The organism is Pradoshia sp. Z6_59, from assembly GCF_058267515.1.
Window position 1 is genome coordinate 143,835 of record NZ_JBZCPP010000003.1, and the last position, 18,353, is coordinate 162,187.

The 18,353-nt window shown below is 35.5% G+C and carries 21 protein-coding genes; 19 read left to right on the forward strand and 2 right to left on the reverse strand.

Annotated features, from left to right (window positions below; all coding sequences use genetic code 11):
• The first annotated feature begins 1 nt into the window (after position 1).
• From AC4D4B_RS04735 to sufB, 7 genes are all read left to right on the forward strand, one after another.
• Positions 2 to 835 carry a MetQ/NlpA family ABC transporter substrate-binding protein gene (locus AC4D4B_RS04735; RefSeq protein WP_490999289.1) on the forward strand — a complete coding sequence of 278 codons (834 nt, stop codon included), beginning with the start codon at positions 2 to 4 and terminating at the stop codon, positions 833 to 835.
• Positions 836 to 1,130: 295 nt separating this feature from the next.
• On the forward strand, positions 1,131 to 1,283 hold the full coding sequence (locus tag AC4D4B_RS04740) for a YuzK family famiily protein (protein ID WP_175354290.1): 153 nt from the start codon (positions 1,131 to 1,133) through the stop codon (positions 1,281 to 1,283).
• A 359-nt stretch (positions 1,284 to 1,642) separates the two neighbouring features.
• Entirely contained in the window at positions 1,643 to 2,428 is a 786-nt protein-coding gene (sufC, locus tag AC4D4B_RS04745) for a Fe-S cluster assembly ATPase SufC (protein WP_490994795.1), read from the forward strand.
• 17 nt (positions 2,429 to 2,445) lie between these two features.
• Positions 2,446 to 3,750 carry a Fe-S cluster assembly protein SufD gene (sufD, locus tag AC4D4B_RS04750; RefSeq protein WP_490999290.1) on the forward strand — a complete coding sequence of 435 codons (1,305 nt, stop codon included), beginning with the start codon at positions 2,446 to 2,448 and terminating at the stop codon, positions 3,748 to 3,750.
• Positions 3,750 to 4,979, forward strand: a complete 1,230-nt coding sequence (locus AC4D4B_RS04755) for a cysteine desulfurase (protein ID WP_490999291.1) — start codon at positions 3,750 to 3,752, stop codon at positions 4,977 to 4,979. The genes sufD and AC4D4B_RS04755 overlap by 1 nt, the downstream gene beginning before the upstream one ends.
• Complete coding sequence (sufU, locus tag AC4D4B_RS04760) at positions 4,969 to 5,403, forward strand: Fe-S cluster assembly sulfur transfer protein SufU (RefSeq protein ID WP_066106504.1); 435 nt, start codon at positions 4,969 to 4,971, stop codon at positions 5,401 to 5,403. The genes AC4D4B_RS04755 and sufU overlap by 11 nt, the downstream gene beginning before the upstream one ends.
• Positions 5,404 to 5,467: 64 nt before the next feature.
• Positions 5,468 to 6,865, forward strand: a complete 1,398-nt coding sequence (gene sufB / locus AC4D4B_RS04765; protein ID WP_490994792.1) for a Fe-S cluster assembly protein SufB — start codon at positions 5,468 to 5,470, stop codon at positions 6,863 to 6,865.
• A gap of 88 nt (positions 6,866 to 6,953) precedes the next feature.
• Here the strand turns inward: sufB and AC4D4B_RS04770 are convergent, their stop codons facing one another.
• Both AC4D4B_RS04770 and AC4D4B_RS04775 read right to left on the reverse strand, forming a co-directional pair.
• Positions 6,954 to 8,114: a tyrosine-type recombinase/integrase gene (locus AC4D4B_RS04770; RefSeq protein WP_490999292.1), complete on the reverse strand. Its 1,161-nt coding sequence runs from the start codon at positions 8,112 to 8,114 to the stop codon at positions 6,954 to 6,956.
• 63 nt (positions 8,115 to 8,177) lie between these two features.
• Positions 8,178 to 9,155: a hypothetical protein gene (locus tag AC4D4B_RS04775; protein WP_490999293.1), complete on the reverse strand. Its 978-nt coding sequence runs from the start codon at positions 9,153 to 9,155 to the stop codon at positions 8,178 to 8,180.
• A 304-nt stretch (positions 9,156 to 9,459) separates the two neighbouring features.
• Here AC4D4B_RS04775 and AC4D4B_RS04780 point away from each other — a divergent pair, with 304 nt between their 5' ends.
• The 12 genes from AC4D4B_RS04780 to AC4D4B_RS04835 all read left to right on the forward strand — a co-directional run bounded on the left by AC4D4B_RS04780 (position 9,460) and on the right by AC4D4B_RS04835 (position 18,236).
• On the forward strand, positions 9,460 to 9,762 hold the full coding sequence (locus AC4D4B_RS04780) for a helix-turn-helix domain-containing protein (RefSeq protein ID WP_490999294.1): 303 nt from the start codon (positions 9,460 to 9,462) through the stop codon (positions 9,760 to 9,762).
• Positions 9,763 to 9,925: 163 nt separating this feature from the next.
• Positions 9,926 to 10,186: a CHC2 zinc finger domain-containing protein gene (locus AC4D4B_RS04785; RefSeq protein ID WP_490999367.1), complete on the forward strand. Its 261-nt coding sequence runs from the start codon at positions 9,926 to 9,928 to the stop codon at positions 10,184 to 10,186.
• Positions 10,187 to 10,515: 329 nt separating this feature from the next.
• The gene (locus AC4D4B_RS04790; protein ID WP_490999295.1) at positions 10,516 to 11,865 is read left to right on the forward strand and encodes a virulence-associated E family protein; all 1,350 of its coding nucleotides are present in this window, start codon (positions 10,516 to 10,518) and stop codon (positions 11,863 to 11,865) included.
• A 398-nt stretch (positions 11,866 to 12,263) separates the two neighbouring features.
• Entirely contained in the window at positions 12,264 to 12,791 is a 528-nt protein-coding gene (locus tag AC4D4B_RS04795; protein WP_490999368.1) for an ERCC4 domain-containing protein, read from the forward strand.
• 113 nt (positions 12,792 to 12,904) lie between these two features.
• Positions 12,905 to 13,126: a hypothetical protein gene (locus AC4D4B_RS04800; RefSeq protein WP_490999296.1), complete on the forward strand. Its 222-nt coding sequence runs from the start codon at positions 12,905 to 12,907 to the stop codon at positions 13,124 to 13,126.
• 100 nt (positions 13,127 to 13,226) lie between these two features.
• Complete coding sequence (locus AC4D4B_RS04805) at positions 13,227 to 13,598, forward strand: hypothetical protein (RefSeq protein WP_490999297.1); 372 nt, start codon at positions 13,227 to 13,229, stop codon at positions 13,596 to 13,598.
• A 48-nt stretch (positions 13,599 to 13,646) separates the two neighbouring features.
• Entirely contained in the window at positions 13,647 to 14,045 is a 399-nt protein-coding gene (locus AC4D4B_RS04810) for a hypothetical protein (RefSeq protein WP_490999298.1), read from the forward strand.
• Between the two features lie 484 nt (positions 14,046 to 14,529).
• Positions 14,530 to 14,844, forward strand: coding sequence for a hypothetical protein (locus AC4D4B_RS04815; protein ID WP_490999299.1), 315 nt, complete (start codon positions 14,530 to 14,532; stop codon positions 14,842 to 14,844).
• Positions 14,845 to 15,066: 222 nt separating this feature from the next.
• Positions 15,067 to 15,744 carry an endonuclease domain-containing protein gene (locus tag AC4D4B_RS04820; RefSeq protein WP_490999300.1) on the forward strand — a complete coding sequence of 226 codons (678 nt, stop codon included), beginning with the start codon at positions 15,067 to 15,069 and terminating at the stop codon, positions 15,742 to 15,744.
• A 222-nt stretch (positions 15,745 to 15,966) separates the two neighbouring features.
• A complete protein-coding gene (locus AC4D4B_RS04825; RefSeq protein ID WP_490999301.1) occupies positions 15,967 to 17,145 on the forward strand; it encodes a DNA cytosine methyltransferase in 1,179 nt (392 codons plus the stop codon).
• Between the two features lie 18 nt (positions 17,146 to 17,163).
• Entirely contained in the window at positions 17,164 to 17,766 is a 603-nt protein-coding gene (locus AC4D4B_RS04830; protein ID WP_490999302.1) for an Eco29kI family restriction endonuclease, read from the forward strand.
• A 278-nt stretch (positions 17,767 to 18,044) separates the two neighbouring features.
• Positions 18,045 to 18,236: a hypothetical protein gene (locus tag AC4D4B_RS04835; protein WP_490999303.1), complete on the forward strand. Its 192-nt coding sequence runs from the start codon at positions 18,045 to 18,047 to the stop codon at positions 18,234 to 18,236.
• The last annotated feature ends 117 nt before the right edge of the window (positions 18,237 to 18,353 follow it).

Genomic DNA, 18,353 nt, shown 5'->3' on the forward strand with positions numbered 1-18,353 from the left:
AGTGAAAAAGTTATCGTTCATACTTGTTTTAGGATTAACCCTTTTATTGGCAGCCTGTGGTGGTTCAGGTGATGAATCCAATTCCGGGGACAAAGAGCTAAAAACGATTAAAATTGGTGCTTCAAATGTTCCACATGCGGAAATTCTGGAGAAAGCAGAATCTCTTCTGGAAGAAAAAGGTATTAAACTTGAAGTTGAAGTATTTACAGACTATGTAATGCCGAATAAAGCTTTGGCAGATGGCTCAATTGACGCTAACTATTTCCAGCACATCCCTTATTTTGAGAGTCAAGTGAAGGATAATGGTTATGATTTCGCCAATGCAGGTGGGATTCATATCGAACCGATTGGTGTCTACTCCAAAAAATATGACAGCCTCGATGATCTTCCAAAAGGCGCAAGCATCATCATGAGCAGCTCAGTAGCTGACCATGGACGTATGCTATCTATGCTGGAAACAGAAGGATTAATAAAGCTAAAAGAAGGCATTGATAAAACAGCAGCAACGGTCGATGATATTGCAGAAAATCCGAAGAAACTAAAGTTTAAAACGGATATTGAAGCACCTATGCTTACGCAGGTTTACAATAATGACGAAGGCGATGCAGTACTGATTAATTCCAACTATGCAATCGAAGCGGATCTTGTACCATCAGAAGATGCGATTGCATTGGAAAGTGCTGATAACAACCCATACGTAAACATTATTGCCGTTAGATCCGAGGACAAGGATAAGGATGAAATTAAAACATTGGTTGAAGTTCTTCATTCTAAAGAAATCCAGGATTTCATTAATGAAACCTACAAAGGATCTGTTATCCCATCAAATGAATAATAAACAAGGAAGGTGCAGCTATTCATTTAGCTGCACCTTTTTCATCTATATAAATAGGTGTTTTTAAAAGCAATTATAAGATGCTTTTCCAATGAATCATTTTCTTCTCTGGTATTATTTTTCAGGATAATCAAGGATTTCCTAGAAGAAATACGCAATATCACTTTTAAGATGTGCTCAGTGTGGTATATAGACTTTGAGGGTTCTTCTGTAAAGTGATACCCTTATTATAATAAATGGAAAGGAATGATTCATTATCTTTGACAATCAGTTACAGCTTAGAGTAACAGATGAAATGGAAAAAGCGATGAGGCAGGCACATGGAGTTGGCTATGAAGTATACAGTCAGAATCTTGAAGTGCGTATGAAAGTAGAAGAGAAGCGTGAACGTAGTTATATGAAGAGTAATCAAATCTTAAATGATGTGAATAGAAGAGTCCATGGGTAAATGAATCAGTGATAAAGTGAATATTTCTAAAAGTGATAATCATAAAAACAGGTAGCGGAAGAAAAATTAGTTTTCTCCTCTACCTGTTTTTATGTTTTCAACTAGCTGCGAAAATAATACTGGCGTCTTTAAAATTAGGTTGGTTGGTAAAGATCATGCTGGTTCTTTTCTTTCGTGAAAATTAACATTATAATGTCAGTAATGCTAAGTATTATGTTAAAATATTATGTCCATTTTATGTAATTCTCTCGTTTCAAAAAGTTGAATCTAGATTTGATTTGTTATAAGATTGTAATGAGAATAAATTGAGAATAGAAATAATCTAAAACTTTAGATGACTATATATTGGAGGTATAAGAATGGCTGGTTCAGTTCTTACAATTAAAGATTTACATGTTGCAATAGAAGGTAAAGAGATTCTTAAAGGGGTAAACCTTGAAGTTAAAGGTGGAGAAATCCATGCAATTATGGGGCCAAATGGTACAGGAAAATCTACATTGTCTTCTGCTATCATGGGTCACCCAAAATATGAAGTAACAAGTGGTTCCATCACAATGGACGGTGAAGATGTTCTAGAAATGGAAGTTGACGAACGTGCTCGTGCCGGTCTATTTTTAGCAATGCAATACCCAAGTGAAATTACTGGGGTTACTAATGCCGACTTCATGCGTTCTGCTATTAACAGTAAACGTGAAGAAGGAGACGAAATTTCCTTAATGAAATTCATTAAAGAAATGGATAAAAAAATGGATCTATTAGAAATGGATCAAGATATGGCTCAACGTTATTTAAATGAAGGCTTTTCCGGCGGTGAAAAGAAACGTAATGAAATCCTTCAATTATTAATGCTGCAACCAGCCATTGCGATTCTTGATGAAATCGACTCCGGTTTAGATATCGATGCTCTGAAAGTTGTTTCCAAAGGAATTAACCAAATGAGAAGCGAAGATTTTGGCTGCCTAATGATTACTCACTATCAACGCTTATTGAACTACATTACTCCAGATCATGTTCACGTAATGATGCAAGGTAAAATCGTGAAATCCGGTGGAGCAGAACTAGCGCAACGCTTGGAAGCAGAAGGATATGACTGGATTAAAAAAGAATTAGGTATTGAAGACGAAACAGTAGGAATTGAAGCATAAGCAATAGGAGGATCGTTATGACAATCGAAACTACATTACTCGAAAAAGACGTTGTATCTTCTTTTTCAAAAGCACATAGTGAGCCTGCCTGGCTTGAAAGCTTCCGTATAGACGCCCTTTCTGCCTCAGCTGAGCTACCTATGCCGAGACCTGATAAAACGAAGATTGATAAATGGAAATTAGAGGATATGAAAGTGAACTCCGTTACAAGCGAGACATTTGCATCTATCGATGAACTTGCTGAAGACGTGAAAAAGCTGATCAATCCAGATGAGAATAGAAGTTTATATGTACAACGAAACAATACAGCTGCTTATTTGACAGTATCTCAGGAACTTAAAGATAAAGGTGTTATTTTTACAGATATCAGGACTGCTGCTAAAGAACATCCTGAACTTTTGCAAAAATACTTCATGACTACAAGTGTCCCTGTAAAAACGAATAAGCTTACAGCTTTGCATGCAGCACTCTTTAATGGTGGAGCTTTTCTTTATATCCCACGCAATGTGGTTATTGAAGAACCAATCCAAGCTATCTTCATGATTGATAATGCTGAGACTGAATTATATAATCACGTACTTGTTGTTGCTGAAGAGAGCAGCTCCGTAACGTACGTTGAAAACTATATTTCATTGGTTGACGGGAAAGAGACTATTGGAAATATCATTTCCGAGGTTATCGTCGGCAACAATGCAGTTGTTAAATATGGTGCAGTTGATACATTATCAAAAGATATGAAAACCTATGTAAACCGTAATGCATATGTAGGAAATGATGGACGAGTGGAATGGGCATTGGGCTTAATGAACGATGGCAATACTATTTCAGAGAATATTACAAACCTACATGGTAATGGTTCATATGGAGATACTAAAACAGTAGTGGTTGGTACTGGTAAACAAACTCAAAACTTTACAACTAAAGTTGTTCATTTTGGTAAAAACTCAAATGGATATATTCTGAAGCACGGTGTTATGAAGGATGAAGCATCCTCCATTTTTAATGGGATCGGTAAGATTGAACATGGTGCCACTAAAGCTGATGCTGTACAGGAATCCAGAGTATTAATGCTTAGCCCGAAAGCGCGTGGGGATGCAAACCCTATTCTGTTAATTGATGAAGATGATGTAACAGCTGGACACGCAGCTTCTGTAGGCCGTGTTGATCCAATTCAGCTTTATTATTTAATGAGCAGAGGGATTAGTAAAACAGAAGCAGAACGTTTAATTATCCATGGGTTCCTTGCCCCAGTAGTAAATCAATTACCTGTTGAAGCTGTTAAAAAGCAGTTGACTGAGGTAATTGAAAGGAAAGTTAAATAATGATTCCGACGAATATTAAAGAACTTTTCCCAATTTTAAATGAGAAAGTCAATGGTCATTCATTAGTATATTTGGACAGTGCTGCAACTTCGCAAAAGCCAATATCCGTTATTCAGACTATTGATGAGTATTACAAACGGTATAACTCTAATGTACACCGTGGTGTTCACACACTTGGAACGATGGCCACGGATGCTTATGAGGGAGCACGTGAAAAGGTAAGAAAGTTCATTAATGCGAAATCCATCGAAGAAGTTGTCTTTACAAGAGGGACAACGACTTCGATTAATACAATTGCTGCCAGCTATGGGAAAGCAAACCTAAAAGCTGGTGATGAAATTGTCATCAGTATGATGGAACATCATAGTAATATTATTCCATGGCAGCAAGTAGCTAAAGCAACCGGTGCGACATTGAAATATATCCCGCTAGAAGAAGACGGTACTATTTCACTTGAAACAGTCAAAGAAGTGATTACTTCAAACACGAAAATCGTTTCAGTTATGCACGTATCGAATGTGCTTGGCGTCATCAATCCGGTTAAAGAAATTGCGAAAATTGCTCATGAAAATGGAGCAGTAATGGTTGTGGATGGTGCGCAAAGCACTCCGCATTTAAAAGTGGATGTTCAGGATCTTGACTGTGATTTCTTTGCCTTTTCTGCACATAAAATGTGTGGACCAACTGGCATTGGTGTCATGTATGGGAAAAAGGAATACCTCGAGAATATGGAACCGATTGAATTTGGCGGAGAGATGATTGATTTTGTAGGGTTGCAGGATTCTACATGGAAAGAGCTGCCTTGGAAATTTGAAGGCGGTACTCCAATCATTGCAGGTGCCATTGGACTTGGAGCTGCAATTGATTTCTTGAATGAGATTGGTCTTGATAATGTAGAGGCGCATGAGCATAAGCTTGCTGCTTATGCACTTGATAAATTATCAAGTATAGATGGGCTCCAAATCTATGGTCCTAAAAATCCGGAATCAAGAGCGGGTGTAGTAACTTTTAACCTTGAGGATGTTCATCCGCATGATGTCGCTACCGTTCTGGATGCAGATGGAATAGCTATTCGTGCCGGGCACCACTGTGCACAGCCGCTTATGAAATGGTTAAAAGCTTCGTCTACGGCGAGAGCAAGTTTTTATGTATATAATACAGAACAAGATATCGACCGTTTAGTCGAAGGACTCGTTAAAACAAAGGAGTATTTCAGTAATGGCTTCTAATAATTTAGATACCCTTTACAGGCAAGTGATCATGGATCACTATAAAAATCCACGCAATAAAGGAAGCCTGGAAGACGGCAGTCTTGTGATAGATATGAATAACCCTACTTGTGGAGATCGTATTCATCTTACACTTAAAGTAGAGGATGGTATTGTGCAAGATGCAAAGTTTGATGGAGAAGGTTGTTCCATCTCTATGTCATCAGCTTCCATGATGACTCAAATCGTCAAAGGCAAAAGCAGTGAGGAAGCATTAAAGCTTGCTGGTATATTTTCGAACATGATACAGGGCAAGGAATATGACGAAGGCGATCTTGATCTTGGTGATATAGAGGCCCTTCAAGGTGTGAGTAAATTTCCAGCACGTATTAAGTGTGCGACACTTGCTTGGAAAGCTATGGAAAAAGGGCTTAACGAAAACTAAAATGACATGTTTTAGCTGAGAGTGTAAAGACAGCTAAAACTAAGTAAGAAGGAGGAAGCGATCGATGGCTAAAAAAATGCCTGATATCGGTGATTATAAATATGGCTTTCATGATAAGGACGTTTCCATCTTTCGTTCTAAACGCGGTTTAACTAAAGAGATTGTTGAAGAAATCTCTCGTATGAAGAACGAACCACAATGGATGCTTGACTTCCGCTTGAAGTCTCTTGAACATTTTTATAACATGCCAATGCCACAATGGGGAGGCAATCTTTCAGAATTAAACTTTGATGAGATTACGTATTATGTAAAACCATCTGAGAAGTCTGAGAAATCATGGGATGAAGTTCCTGAGGAAATTAAACGTACATTTGATAAACTTGGTATTCCTGAAGCTGAACAAAAATACCTAGCCGGTGTATCAGCTCAATACGAATCTGAAGTTGTGTACCATAACATGAAGGAAGACTTAGAAGATATGGGAATCGTATTCAAAGATACAGATTCCGCTTTACGTGAAAATGAAGATCTTTTCCGTGAACACTTTGCTAAAGTAATTCCGCCATCTGATAATAAATTTGCTGCATTGAACTCTGCAGTTTGGTCTGGTGGATCATTTATCTATGTGCCACCAGGTATTAAAGTAGATACACCATTGCAAGCATATTTCCGTATTAACTCTGAAAACATGGGTCAGTTTGAGCGTACTTTGATCATCGTTGATAAAGATGCGTCCGTACATTATGTAGAAGGCTGTACTGCTCCTGTTTATACAACAAATTCACTTCACAGTGCTGTTGTTGAAATCATTGTTAAAGAAAATGCTTATTGCCGTTACACAACAATCCAAAACTGGGCAAACAATGTGTATAACCTTGTTACTAAACGTACAGTAGTAGATGCTCACGGTACAATGGAATGGGTAGATGGAAACATTGGCTCCAAGCTTACCATGAAATATCCAGCTTGTATTTTACGCGGTGAGGGTGCCCGTGGTATGACGCTTTCCATTGCTATTGCAGGTAAAGGTCAACACCAGGATGCAGGTGCTAAAATGATTCACTTAGCTCCAAATACATCTTCTACGATTGTATCTAAATCCATTTCTCAGCATGGTGGTAAGGTATCTTATCGTGGGGTTGTACACTTTGGTAAAAGGGCAGATGGAGCACGCTCCAATATCGAGTGTGATACGCTTATTATGGATAATCAATCAACTTCTGATACGATTCCATACAATGAAATCCACAATGATAATATCTCACTTGAGCATGAAGCGAAAGTTTCCAAAGTATCTGAAGAGCAGCTCTTCTATCTAATGAGCCGCGGTATCTCAGAACAGGAAGCAACAGAAATGATCGTTATGGGATTCATTGAGCCATTCACAAAAGAATTGCCAATGGAATATGCAGTTGAAATGAACAGATTAATTAAATTTGAGATGGAAGGTTCTATCGGTTAATAGAGATATAACCTTTGTATACCAAAGGTTTGAAGGACTGAAATGACTCTTGAAATTCTCTTCGTGCCGATTTCGTGCCGATATGAAATTATCTCTTAGTGTAGAGGGCGAACTTTTGAAGTTCGTCTTCTTCAATTTTTTCAGTGATATCAAGATAAATATCCGCTGTAGTTTTAATGGTTTTATGTCCCAAACGATTTGATACATATTTAAGGCTTGCGCCAGATTCAAGTAGCAGAACAGCATGTGTATGTCTAAAAACATGTGTGCCTTTATATTCTACCCCTGCTTTTTTACAGTAACCTCGGATCGCTTCGCGAATTATTGAAGGTGTTAAATACTGTCCATTATAATTTTGAAAAATAATGCCATCCTCGTTTTTATGAAATCTTGAAATTCCTAAAATCAATTCATTTTGTTTCAACTTAAACTTTTTTAATTCACGTAATAAATCTTGGTCAATTTTAATTATTCGATAAGAAGTAGCGTTTTTTAGTGTTGTTAATTGTACTTTGTTATTATAATTACGGCTTGTTTGTTTATTTATCGTTAGCTTATCACCATCAATATCTTCCCATCTTAAAGCTAAAGCCTCAGAAATTCTTAAGCCGGTTTTGCTTAATAAGTAAATAAGCATATAATAAAGCTGATAATCCTGGAAGCGTTGATGCTTATATGTTTTCATGAAATCCAATAATTTGTTTAATTCTTCGAGGCTAAAATATTTCACCTTTTCATCTTTTTTCAAAGCTACACTATCCTGAACTGGAACTTTTAACTTATCTGTAGGATTTTTTTCAAGGACCTCCAGTTCATGAACAGCATAATGTAAAATACTTTTCATTACTGAAAGATATTTTAGTCTTGATCCAAATGAATATTTTTCTTTCCCTCTTTCATCAAATTCACCGAAATTGGAAATCCATTTCTTTATTTCTTTTCTTCGAATTGTCATGATTTTTATGTAACCAAAAGTGGGTAAAATATGATTTCTTACAATTACTTCGAGTTGGACAAAAGTTGATTCTTTTACATTTATTTTCTTATACTCTAACCACTCCTTTGCTACTTCTTCAAATAACATATTTCTATCGTTTAATGTTTGACCATAATATATCCGTTCTTCAACTTTAAAAGCCTCAATTTCAGCCTCTTTTTTTGTACGGAATGTTCCGATGCTTCTTTCCTTTCCATCCCTCGATACTCTGGCCTGCCACTTTCCGCTTGGTAACTTTCTGAATGATGCCATCTAATCTATCTCCTTTCCACCCCTGAAATGATAATAATAACAAATTATTACATAATGAGGACGTTACCGTGATAAGGTATCCACTTTGCTTTTTTGCTTTTTTAATAAATTATTAAAGGCCATTTCACAACTTGATCTTTTGCGTCCAGGAAGTACCGAACAAAAGCGTTGGCGTTTGTGTGATGCTTCAAAAAGATGCCCGCAGTTCTCGCAAATTCTCATCTCTGCAGAGGTATTGATAGATAAGGTTAGATAGAAGTAAGCTACTTCAAATAAATCCTTAAATACGGAGACAGGTATTACGCTATCTTCTTGTCCTTTTAGTCTAATTGAGAAGATGGAATTTTTTTGGAGTTTATCTGCTAACATTCTTGCTGCATGATCTATTATAAATTCTCCTTTTTTCGGTTTAGATGGTAGTTTAGAAAAATCTTTGGTACATAATGCTTTAAAGTAAGAAAAAACATTTTGATATTCATAAATCTTAGTGTAGAAATCGTGAAGAGACATCCAAACAATATTAATATCATTTCTTTGTACGTCTTCTTCGAGGATAGATCTTGTAACACCAGTAGGGAGCCCCCATGTTTTACAAAAGTCTATTATTTCTTTATAAGAAGAGAAATCGCTTTTAGCCAATTCAGTATAAAGAGCTCTGCCAAATTTGCTTATACTATATTCTGTTGTAATTTTTTCTTTCGGAAATAAACGGTCTAAGTGCCTATCTTTATTAGATGTTACTATTGCCTTGTTTGCGATTATATAAGCAGCCTTATTTTTATATTGTTTTGCTTTACTTTCATCAATGATAATTTCAACCTCTTCATTTTTGCTTTCCCCATAAAGTTGACCTTTTGAATAAAAATCCTTTATTGGTATTTCCTTGTGCAATGGAATAACCTTAGTTGGGGCAAAGCCTTCATAAAAAATTGCATTTAGTTCGCTGTCTTCTAAAAAGAATGACTCCCCTTTCAATTGATAATCATCATAAGCATAGACAGAATTCTGAACTTCCATTTGGGCTAAAAAATTTTTTTTCATATGTTGTTTCCTCCTTTAAAAGACCCCTTAAAATAATTAATTTATAAAATATTTAGTATTTAATAGATAAAAAACTACATAAAACACATTTTTTTAATCATTTTTATGTGTTGATATAATTTTAGATTTATTGTACAGTATTTTCAGAAAACCAACAACATTAAATTAATCTTTTTTAACTATTTTGTGTGGTTTTGGGGGAGGTGCAAAAAATTTTATGTTATTAAAATCTAAGCATATTTAAACATAGATTGAATTACGACATTGGAAGAAAATATTTTAGAAAAGTAGAGAGGGGATTTGGATGTCTGAAAAACAAATAATCAAATTGACATTAGATGAAGAGGGCTTAAAAGATCTTTATCTTAAGGAAATTCAAAAACATCTGGAAAAAATCGAAATGGATACTGTGCTTTTAGACAGTAAGCAATTGTGCCAGACTTTAAATCTTTCCTGGCCTACAATTGAAAAGTTATTCCTTTATGACCCTAATTTTCCGAAAATCCGTGTGGGAAAGAAATGGATATTCAATAGGAGAGAAGTTAATGAGTATATTAATCAGTGGTCTATTGAAACTAGAAGACAAGGAGGAGCTGTCAAAATATAAATCCATTATGTTAGGGGAAAGGAAAATGTTTCATAGGGTGGGGGGCTATTGGCTTTTTCCATGTAAAGAGGTTGAACGATATATAGATATTTGGACAAATGAGAAGCAAGCCGATGTGGACTAAAAGTTACAACCGCTATAAAAAATTAACACCAATGAAGTTATCCAGCTTGTAAAAGATTCAATCAGCTTGGAAGTGGGGCTTGATTATTATTTAGGGATAAACCTTTCAGCCGTTAAAGGAAGGAAAACAAAGCTCATTCAATGTCCTTTCCATAACGAAAAAACAGCAAGCTTTGCGATTACTCCAGACAAAAACCTTTTTAATTGCTTTGGTTGCGGGAGAAAGGGCGATATTGTACCCCTTGTTTCCCTAATCAAAAACGTTTCCCAAGCAAGAGCAGCTTATTTTTATTGCAGATGATTTTAATTTGCTCCAGAAAGCCGCTCCAGAGCTTAAGAAAATCGCACAGGAGGATGTCAGGGAAGCTTGAAAGGGATTTTCGCAAGTAAGAACTTGAAATGCGCAATTTCTTTTATAAGCTCAAAGCAGATATACAAGCAAGCGCAAGAGCAAAAATAAAAACGGTTGAGGTTCTGAACTGATTTGATAAAATTTATAATTTTCCGGAAACATAGATGAAAACGAGCCGGAAATCAGGAATGAAAACTATATATCTGCTAATGATTTTGTAGGTCAGCGGATTTATCCCTTAATCCTTAATAAACTTGAAAAAGAGGGGGTGAACATACATGAGTAGTTGGGCAGCAGCCGTTGAAAAGTATAAAAGTGAAATTCCTTTTTTGGATAAATCCGGCGTAGGTCCGGTGCCGATAGAAACAAAAGAGGAGTGGCGGGAGCTGCTTCAAACGTCATCTAATGGCAAGATTTTAAGTAATGCTTTCAACACTCTATTAATCTTAGAAAATGATGAAAACTTAAAGGGCAGATTTGCTTATAATCTATTAAGCAAAAACGCTGAAATCATAGGTGAAGTTCCTTGGAGGCGAGCAGATGATACAAAGGAAATCACTCAACAAGATGATTCTTGCTTAAGGAATTATTTTTCAGTCAATTATGGGATTCATTCAAAAAATATTATAGAGGATGGAATAAACGAAATAATAATGAATAATCAATTTCATCCTATACAGGATTATTTGAATAGTCTCCGAGGCAAATGGGATGGCAAAAATAGACTGGATTCTTTGCTGATTGATTTTTTTGATGCAGATGATACTGAATTAGTTCGTATGCAGACAAGGCTTGCTTTGGTTGGAGCTGTTAAAAGGGTATTCCAGCCAGGTTGCAAGATGGATTATATATTAACCTTAAAAGGTGAACAGGGAGCCGGAAAATCCTCTTTCTTTCATAGATTGGCAGCAAACAATGATTGGTTTTCCGATTCATTGGATGATATGAGGGGCAAGGATGCCAAAGACCAGCTGAAAGGTAACTGGATTATTGAATTGGGAGAAATGGCAGCAGTCAGCAAAGGAGACCAAAAGCGGATTAAACAATTTATTACTTCCAGTGAGGATGAATATAGACCCGCTTATGGTAAGAGATCCATTCGGTTTAAAAGACAAAATATATTTGTTGCAACAACCAATGACGATTTGCCCTTGAAGGATGATACAGGAGGGCGCAGATGGTGGATTGTTGAAGTGAGAAGTCGCTGGTTTGAAAAAGATATTCCTTTTGAAGTAGACCAGATTTGGGCTGAAGCTTTATCAGTCTATGAAGATATGGAATCAGAAAACACTCCATTAAAGCTTCCTAATCATCTTGAAGAAAAAGCGAAAAATGTTCAGCTTGAAAATACGGATAGGGGGCTATATTCCGCTGAAATCGAACAAGCTCTGGAGCGAGGTTTTGTTGAAAAGCCAGATTTAAAAGGAACAAAAAAAATTGAATTTAATGAAACATGTGCCATTCATGTATGGGAAAATATTTTAGGCAGATTCAAACACGAGTTTACTTCAGCAATTGCAAGAGAAATTAACGCTACGTTGAAAAATACTCGTGGGTGGGAATGTATCGGTAGAAGGCAGTTCGGTTCATACGGTAAACAGACAACATACAGGAGGAGGGACAAATGATTTTATCTGTCCCGAGGGGTGGAGCCATAGAGCTACAAGAAGTTCAGCGTTTAGAGGACAGATGAGACAGATGTTTTCTTTAAAAGATTATTCTTAATAAATAAAAGAAAAATTTACTTATTAACTTATTATAGGGATTTTATTCCCTAATTAAAGAATGTTTGCTTTTTATCTGTCTTTCTGTCCGCATAAGCCTTGAGCCTTAGAGTGGCAAAGGTTTTGGGGAAGGCCAGATAAACGGACAGATATCTTTATACCTGTCCGCCTAAAAATTCTTAACTGCCAATGTTTTAGTCCAATGTCTAGGCATGTACAATTTTAGTGATAGGGAAGGATGAGGGGGCAAGTTCCGGGGGGTATGGCTACAATCTAAAATGAAGGGTTGTCAGCCTATGTTAATGCAAGGATTTAAATACAATTTTACCGATAGAGAATTAAAGGAGCTGCTTTCCTCAATCGTTATTCTCGTTGATTCCAGGGAGCATAGGAACGAGCATATTTTGAAATACCTTAATTCCCGGAAGGTTCCTCATCAGGAAAGGAAACTTGATTATGGCGATTATTCCGCGTATCTGCCCAGGAATGGAGCATTAGGGATATACCGGGATATTTACTTAACCGCAGCCATTGAAAGAAAAAACAGTGTGGATGAATTAGCCAGCTCCATAAAGGAGCGGACCCGATTTGAAAACGAATTAATCCGCGCCAAAGATTCTGCTTTTGTCCTTATGATTGAGGATTCGGAAGGGTACGAGAAGATAGTGAGGGGCGATTATAGGAGCCAGTACAACGTAAAGGCTTTGTTAGCTTCCTTGAAATCCTTTGAAACCCGATACGGATTCCAGGCAGTTTTTATTTCTCCGCAAACAGCCGGGAATTATATTTACTATCACTTTTACTATTTGTTTAGAAATCTATTGAAATGAATTTTTCATGTTGTCACTTTAAAGCGGTTTTTTAACCCGTTATGTATAACTAAAAGTCGTGTAAGCCTTGATATATAAGCATTTTTCGAGTTTATGAAAAAAGGAGTGAGAGTATGAATGAGTATTTCAGCAAAAACTTGCGATTCAATAAGCCACAGGACATTAGAAGAATGTTAGGTAAAGTCATTAATATTCTGCTCCAGGATGGAGAAATGACGATAGACAAGGCGAAAACCATAGCCACATTATCAAATACCGCCTTGAAATCTATGGAATTGGGCGATTTGTCTGATAGGATGGATAAAATTGAGGAAATGTTAAAGAAGGATGAATGACTTTTGCAACCCGATTTAATTCAATCATAGCAAGGAACCAGCGTTGTTTTTGAATCAAAATAATAGGAGTTTTTTTAATCCGAAAAAGGAGCCTTTCACAATGAGTATAAAAGCTAGGTTAAAGGCTATTGAAGGACAGCTGCCGGATTCCATGGCATCTTCTGAAAGATATAAGCCGAATAGAAATGATTTGTTGGTTTTTGATTATGAGGAATACCGGGAAGCCGTTGCCGCTTATGTGATGGCTCTATATATAGGAGATTCGGGCGAAATTGAGCAAGCAGAAAAGAAGGTTGAAAGCCTTTCGGAAAGCCTGGAGCCAATTAGTAAGCCTTCAAAATTTCACATAGAGAAGAACCAAAAGCTTTTAGCGGTAAAAATAGTTGATTGGATGGAGGGAAAGGATTTTACAGAAGAAATTAATGAGGAAAAATGGGAGGGTATCTTTAATGAGTTTGAGAGCCAGACTTAATCAACTGGAGTATAGCTTGAAGCCGAAAGGGAAAGATTCAAAAGAATCTTGGAAAGAGCGGTTAAAAAGGCATGTATCCGTTATTGTGAGCTTTGCCCAGAAAGAACCTATAAATATCGGAATTCTATTATCAAGATTGTCGGAGGAGATTTAGAGCTAAGGCAAAACATTGATATTGATATTTGGCATGAAAATTTAAAAGCGACTTATCAATATTTGGAAGCCAGGGCGATTAAACCGCACGAAAAGGAACCTGTTTTAACAGTTTTCAAACTCCAGGCTCATAAGCCTATTCTTATAAAAATCATTTTTGGGAGAGCATTTCTTCGTTACTGCTTCATAGAAAACCTTATAGACGGATTAATTCATGAACTACCAGTTAAAGTTGAAGAGAAGCAAATACAAGATCCTACAGTTGCAGTAATAAAAACACTGATAAAGTCTTAAGAATTGATAAAATAAAACGGTTATTTTTTGTTATTGAAAATAAGATATTTTCCTTCAACTTTCCTTTTAATGTTGGGATAGATCCTGAAAAGAACAATCCTTTTATTTATGATTCTACTACGGATGTAATAATAAGCGGGGTTAACCATACTGTAATAAGATTTTTTATGATAATGAGGATTTGGGCCTTTTAGATTTAGATTTTGATGTGACGAGAATTTTAGAGAGTTTTGATATGCAACCAAATGAAGATAGTATCTGGCAGATACTTAAGATATGATTATGACGAAGAACATGAAAATAGAAATTTGCATCCATTAAATTACATTATACTCCCAGTAATCATATAGATTTATACATTTAATCCGTTGTTATGCGGTTTAAATTTTATTAACAACTACTCAAAAATATGATAATATATATAAAATTAAATTTTGATAATTCCGATAATTTAATAATAAAGTTTTTAATAGGAGGATGTCAATTGTGTAACACTAATGATAGAACTCCGGAAAAATTATATAAGAATAAAGACTGGTTGACAGAACAGTTTAAAACAAAGAATGCTAAAGAAGTAGCAGAATTTTGCAAGGTTTCATTTGATACTATCAATTACTGGAAAGAGAAGTTTGGCTTAAAAAGTACTTATTATCAGATTGATCAAAAAGTTGCTGAAAAGTTGTCCAATAAAGATTGGCTGTTTTACAAATACATAACTGAAGATAAGACTTCGCGAGAAATTGCAAAGGAACTCGGCGTGGAAAAAGGGACCATCCTTAGAAAATTAAAAAAATTTTGAATTAAGAAGGAAAATGTAATTCCAAAAAATAAAAATCCAAGTCAAATTGTAAATTGTGAGGGGTGTAAAAGACCTTATCTTTTAAATCCATCAAGAATTGAAAGAGACAAGTTTCATTATTGTAGTAATGATTGCCGAAATACTTATCACCAAAAGAACATAAGGGAAACAAAGCTGTATTATGACAAAGAATGGTTATATGAGATGCTAATTGTTCGGAATATGTCCTATAAAGAAGTAGGAGGAATTTTTGGCATGACTTATGGCTCCATAAATAAAATTGCTTCAGATTTTGGTATAAGGAAAAGATGTGTAGGTTTGGCAGGCGCCAAAAACCAGGAAAATACAAGACTATTGAAAGATAAAAAGTGGTTAGAATACCAGTATCTCGGACTTAATAAAAGCTTGAGTGATATTGCAGAGGAATTAAATGTAGGCAAAACAACCGTATCAAAAGCATGCATAAAATATGGTTTAGAAAAACCAAAAGAACTAAAAAGAGCCTTATCGGTTGAAAAACTCATGCAAAGGGATTCCATTTCCATATCATCAATTGAATATAAGCTACTGGAACTACTTGACAGATTGGAGTTGAAGTATATTCATCAACATCAGGTTGATTATTGGGTTCCAGATTTTTACCTGCCAGAATATAATCTCGTCCTTGAGTGCTACGGAGATTATTGGCACTGGAATAAGGAGGTTATGGAAAAAAGAGCGAAAAAGGGCATTCCTGAACAAGTGAAAAAAAACTTAGAAAACGATAAACGGAAAATACAATACCTTACTGAACTTGGTTACAATTTTATGTTTTTGTGGGAAAACGAAATTAATTTTGATTTAGAAGGATGTTCTAGTAAAATCCTAAATAAAATCAAGGAAATACAAAGAAAAGGTTAAGGAAATAAATAATAATTTAATTCGTAATTGCCGATTCAAGCCTAGGTTCTAAATAATTAAAGCTGGAAGAATGCAATACTTTATGAATAAAATCACTAATAAAAAATAACCAGCACTATATTTATTCAAATTATGATAAAATGATTAAAGTCTTTATGTCTTTTATCCCCAATTAGTTCAAACAACAACATACTAAGAGTAATTAAAGGAGATTCTTTTTAAATGCATACATCGCTAGAACTTTTTGTTGGGGCTGGTGGACTAGCAATGGGTGTTACTCAAGCTGGTTTTAAGCATTTGGCAGTTATAGAAAGAGATAACAATGCATGTGAAACAATTAGGTTCAATCAGAAGAATGGAATGCCCTTTGTTAAAGATTGGAATTTATCCCAACAAGATGTAAGAGATTTTGATTTTACAAAATATGAAGATAGAATTGATTTATTGGCGGGCGGGCCACCTTGCCAACCATTTTCAAATGGAGGGAAACATCAAGGTTTCTTGGATGAGCGTGATATGTTCCCTCAGATGATAAGAGCAATTCGAGAAATCAGACCTAAGGCCGTCCTAATAGAAAATGTTAAAGGATTAACGAGAAAAAAATTTAAAGATTATTTGGACTATATAGTTCTTCAAATTAAATATCCTGATTATGTTAACACATATTATAGTTGGTTTGAACATCTGGAAGTATTACGCGATTATGATGAACAAGTGTCTAAGAATTTGCTTGTTCCAGAAGGAATTACTTACAATGTTAAAACAGCGTTACTAAATGCAGCTGATTATGGAGTTGCCCAAAAAAGGGAACGATTCTTTATTGTAGCTTTTAGAAGTGATATTAATTCATCTTGGGATTTTCCTGTTCCAACGCATTCAAAACATGCTTTAGAATGGTCTAAATATGTTGAAAATGATTATTGGAAAAAGCATAAAATACCAATGGATAATATTCAAATAAACCCTAAAATGGTAGAAAGGCTTATCAAGAAAGGTTATCCTTTCGAGAAGCCTTGGGTAACTGTGCGTGATGCATTAAAAGATGTTCCAGACCCAAGAGAATCACATAACTTACCTAATCATGAATTTAGGGATGGAGCAAAAGTCTATCCAGGTCATACAGGCAGTCCACTTGATTTGCCATCCAAAACTTTGAAGGCTGGGGATCATGGTGTTCCTGGTGGTGAAAATATGTTGATTGATGATAATGGACAACCTCGTTATTTTACTACTAGAGAAGCGGCAATAATGCAAACTTTTCCTGAAGACTATTTATTCCCAAACTCATGGACTGAAAGTATGAGGCAGATTGGCAATGCAGTTCCAGTTAAGTTAGCTTGTGTTTTAGCGAGTTCAATAAAGGTCTCACTGAAAAAAAGAACCTCCTGTGGTATAATTTGACCGTAGGAGGTGTTTTTTTTGTTTTCCGATAATCATATTGTTGATGTTAGTGAATTAAAGGGATTGCTTAGTAAAGCTATAAATCAAATAGGTACACTTAGTAAATATGATCTTAAAAATGTTGAAACACATGGGTTTAAGGGGTTTGGAGTATACGCAATTTTTTTCGTCGGAAATGACAATACATATTACAGGAAAGACACTCAAAATCCTATTTATGTCGGTAAAGCAATTCCTGCTGGTGCACGGATGGGACAAGTGAAAATAGGAGAAAGCGGAAATCTTGTACATAGATTAAAAGAGCATAAAAAGTCAATTGAATATGCTATTAATCTTGATATTAACGATTTTTTGTATACATACTTAATCATTGATGATTTTGAAGCTGTTGGGATAATACCATCTATTGAAAGTAGATTGATAGCCCATTTTCAACCTTTATGGAACACAGTTTTACCTGGGTTTGGGAATCATAACCCAGGTAAGGGTAGATATGGACAAGCACTTTCACCTTGGGATTCCCTCCACTCTGGTAGAGCATGGGCAGATAAACTAACTGGTGGAAGAAAAACAGAAGAGGAGCTAATTCAAATAATCAATAATTATTACAGCAGAATATGATTTTAAAACACTTGATATTGGTAGTTAAGTCATTAAGAAATAAATCTCTTTTTCGAAACAATGGAGAGTTTTTTTATTAGTTCTTGTTGATTTGGTGTTGGTTTACAAAGTCATACTTGATTTTATTAATGTTTTATATACAATTAAAAAACTGCATGACTTCCATCACTCTAACTTGCCATTCTAAATCAAAATTCATTTCTGGAAACTATATTGTCAATCCAATGTCTTGCGATATTTATCAAAAAGGCTCGTATCTACTCAAAAGGAGTGTTTTGATGAAGTTAGCGGAAATTATAGAAAACAAATCCAGAGACCTGCAGCAAGTTTATCTTGATGAAACTGAGGAGACTACTTTATATGTGATTATGCATAATCACATTGCGCGGGCAAACAATCATATCGCAAATATTTATTATGAAGCCTTCTTACATGAAAAAACCTCAATGTATCCCTGGAGTTTTTACTGAATAGAATTAGATGGGCAGAACACTAAAATATAATGACCTTCACCCACATTTATAATTTTGATCAGGTATGTGAATTTAAGGTCAAGGCCATTTATGAGGACGAGGAAAAGATTTATT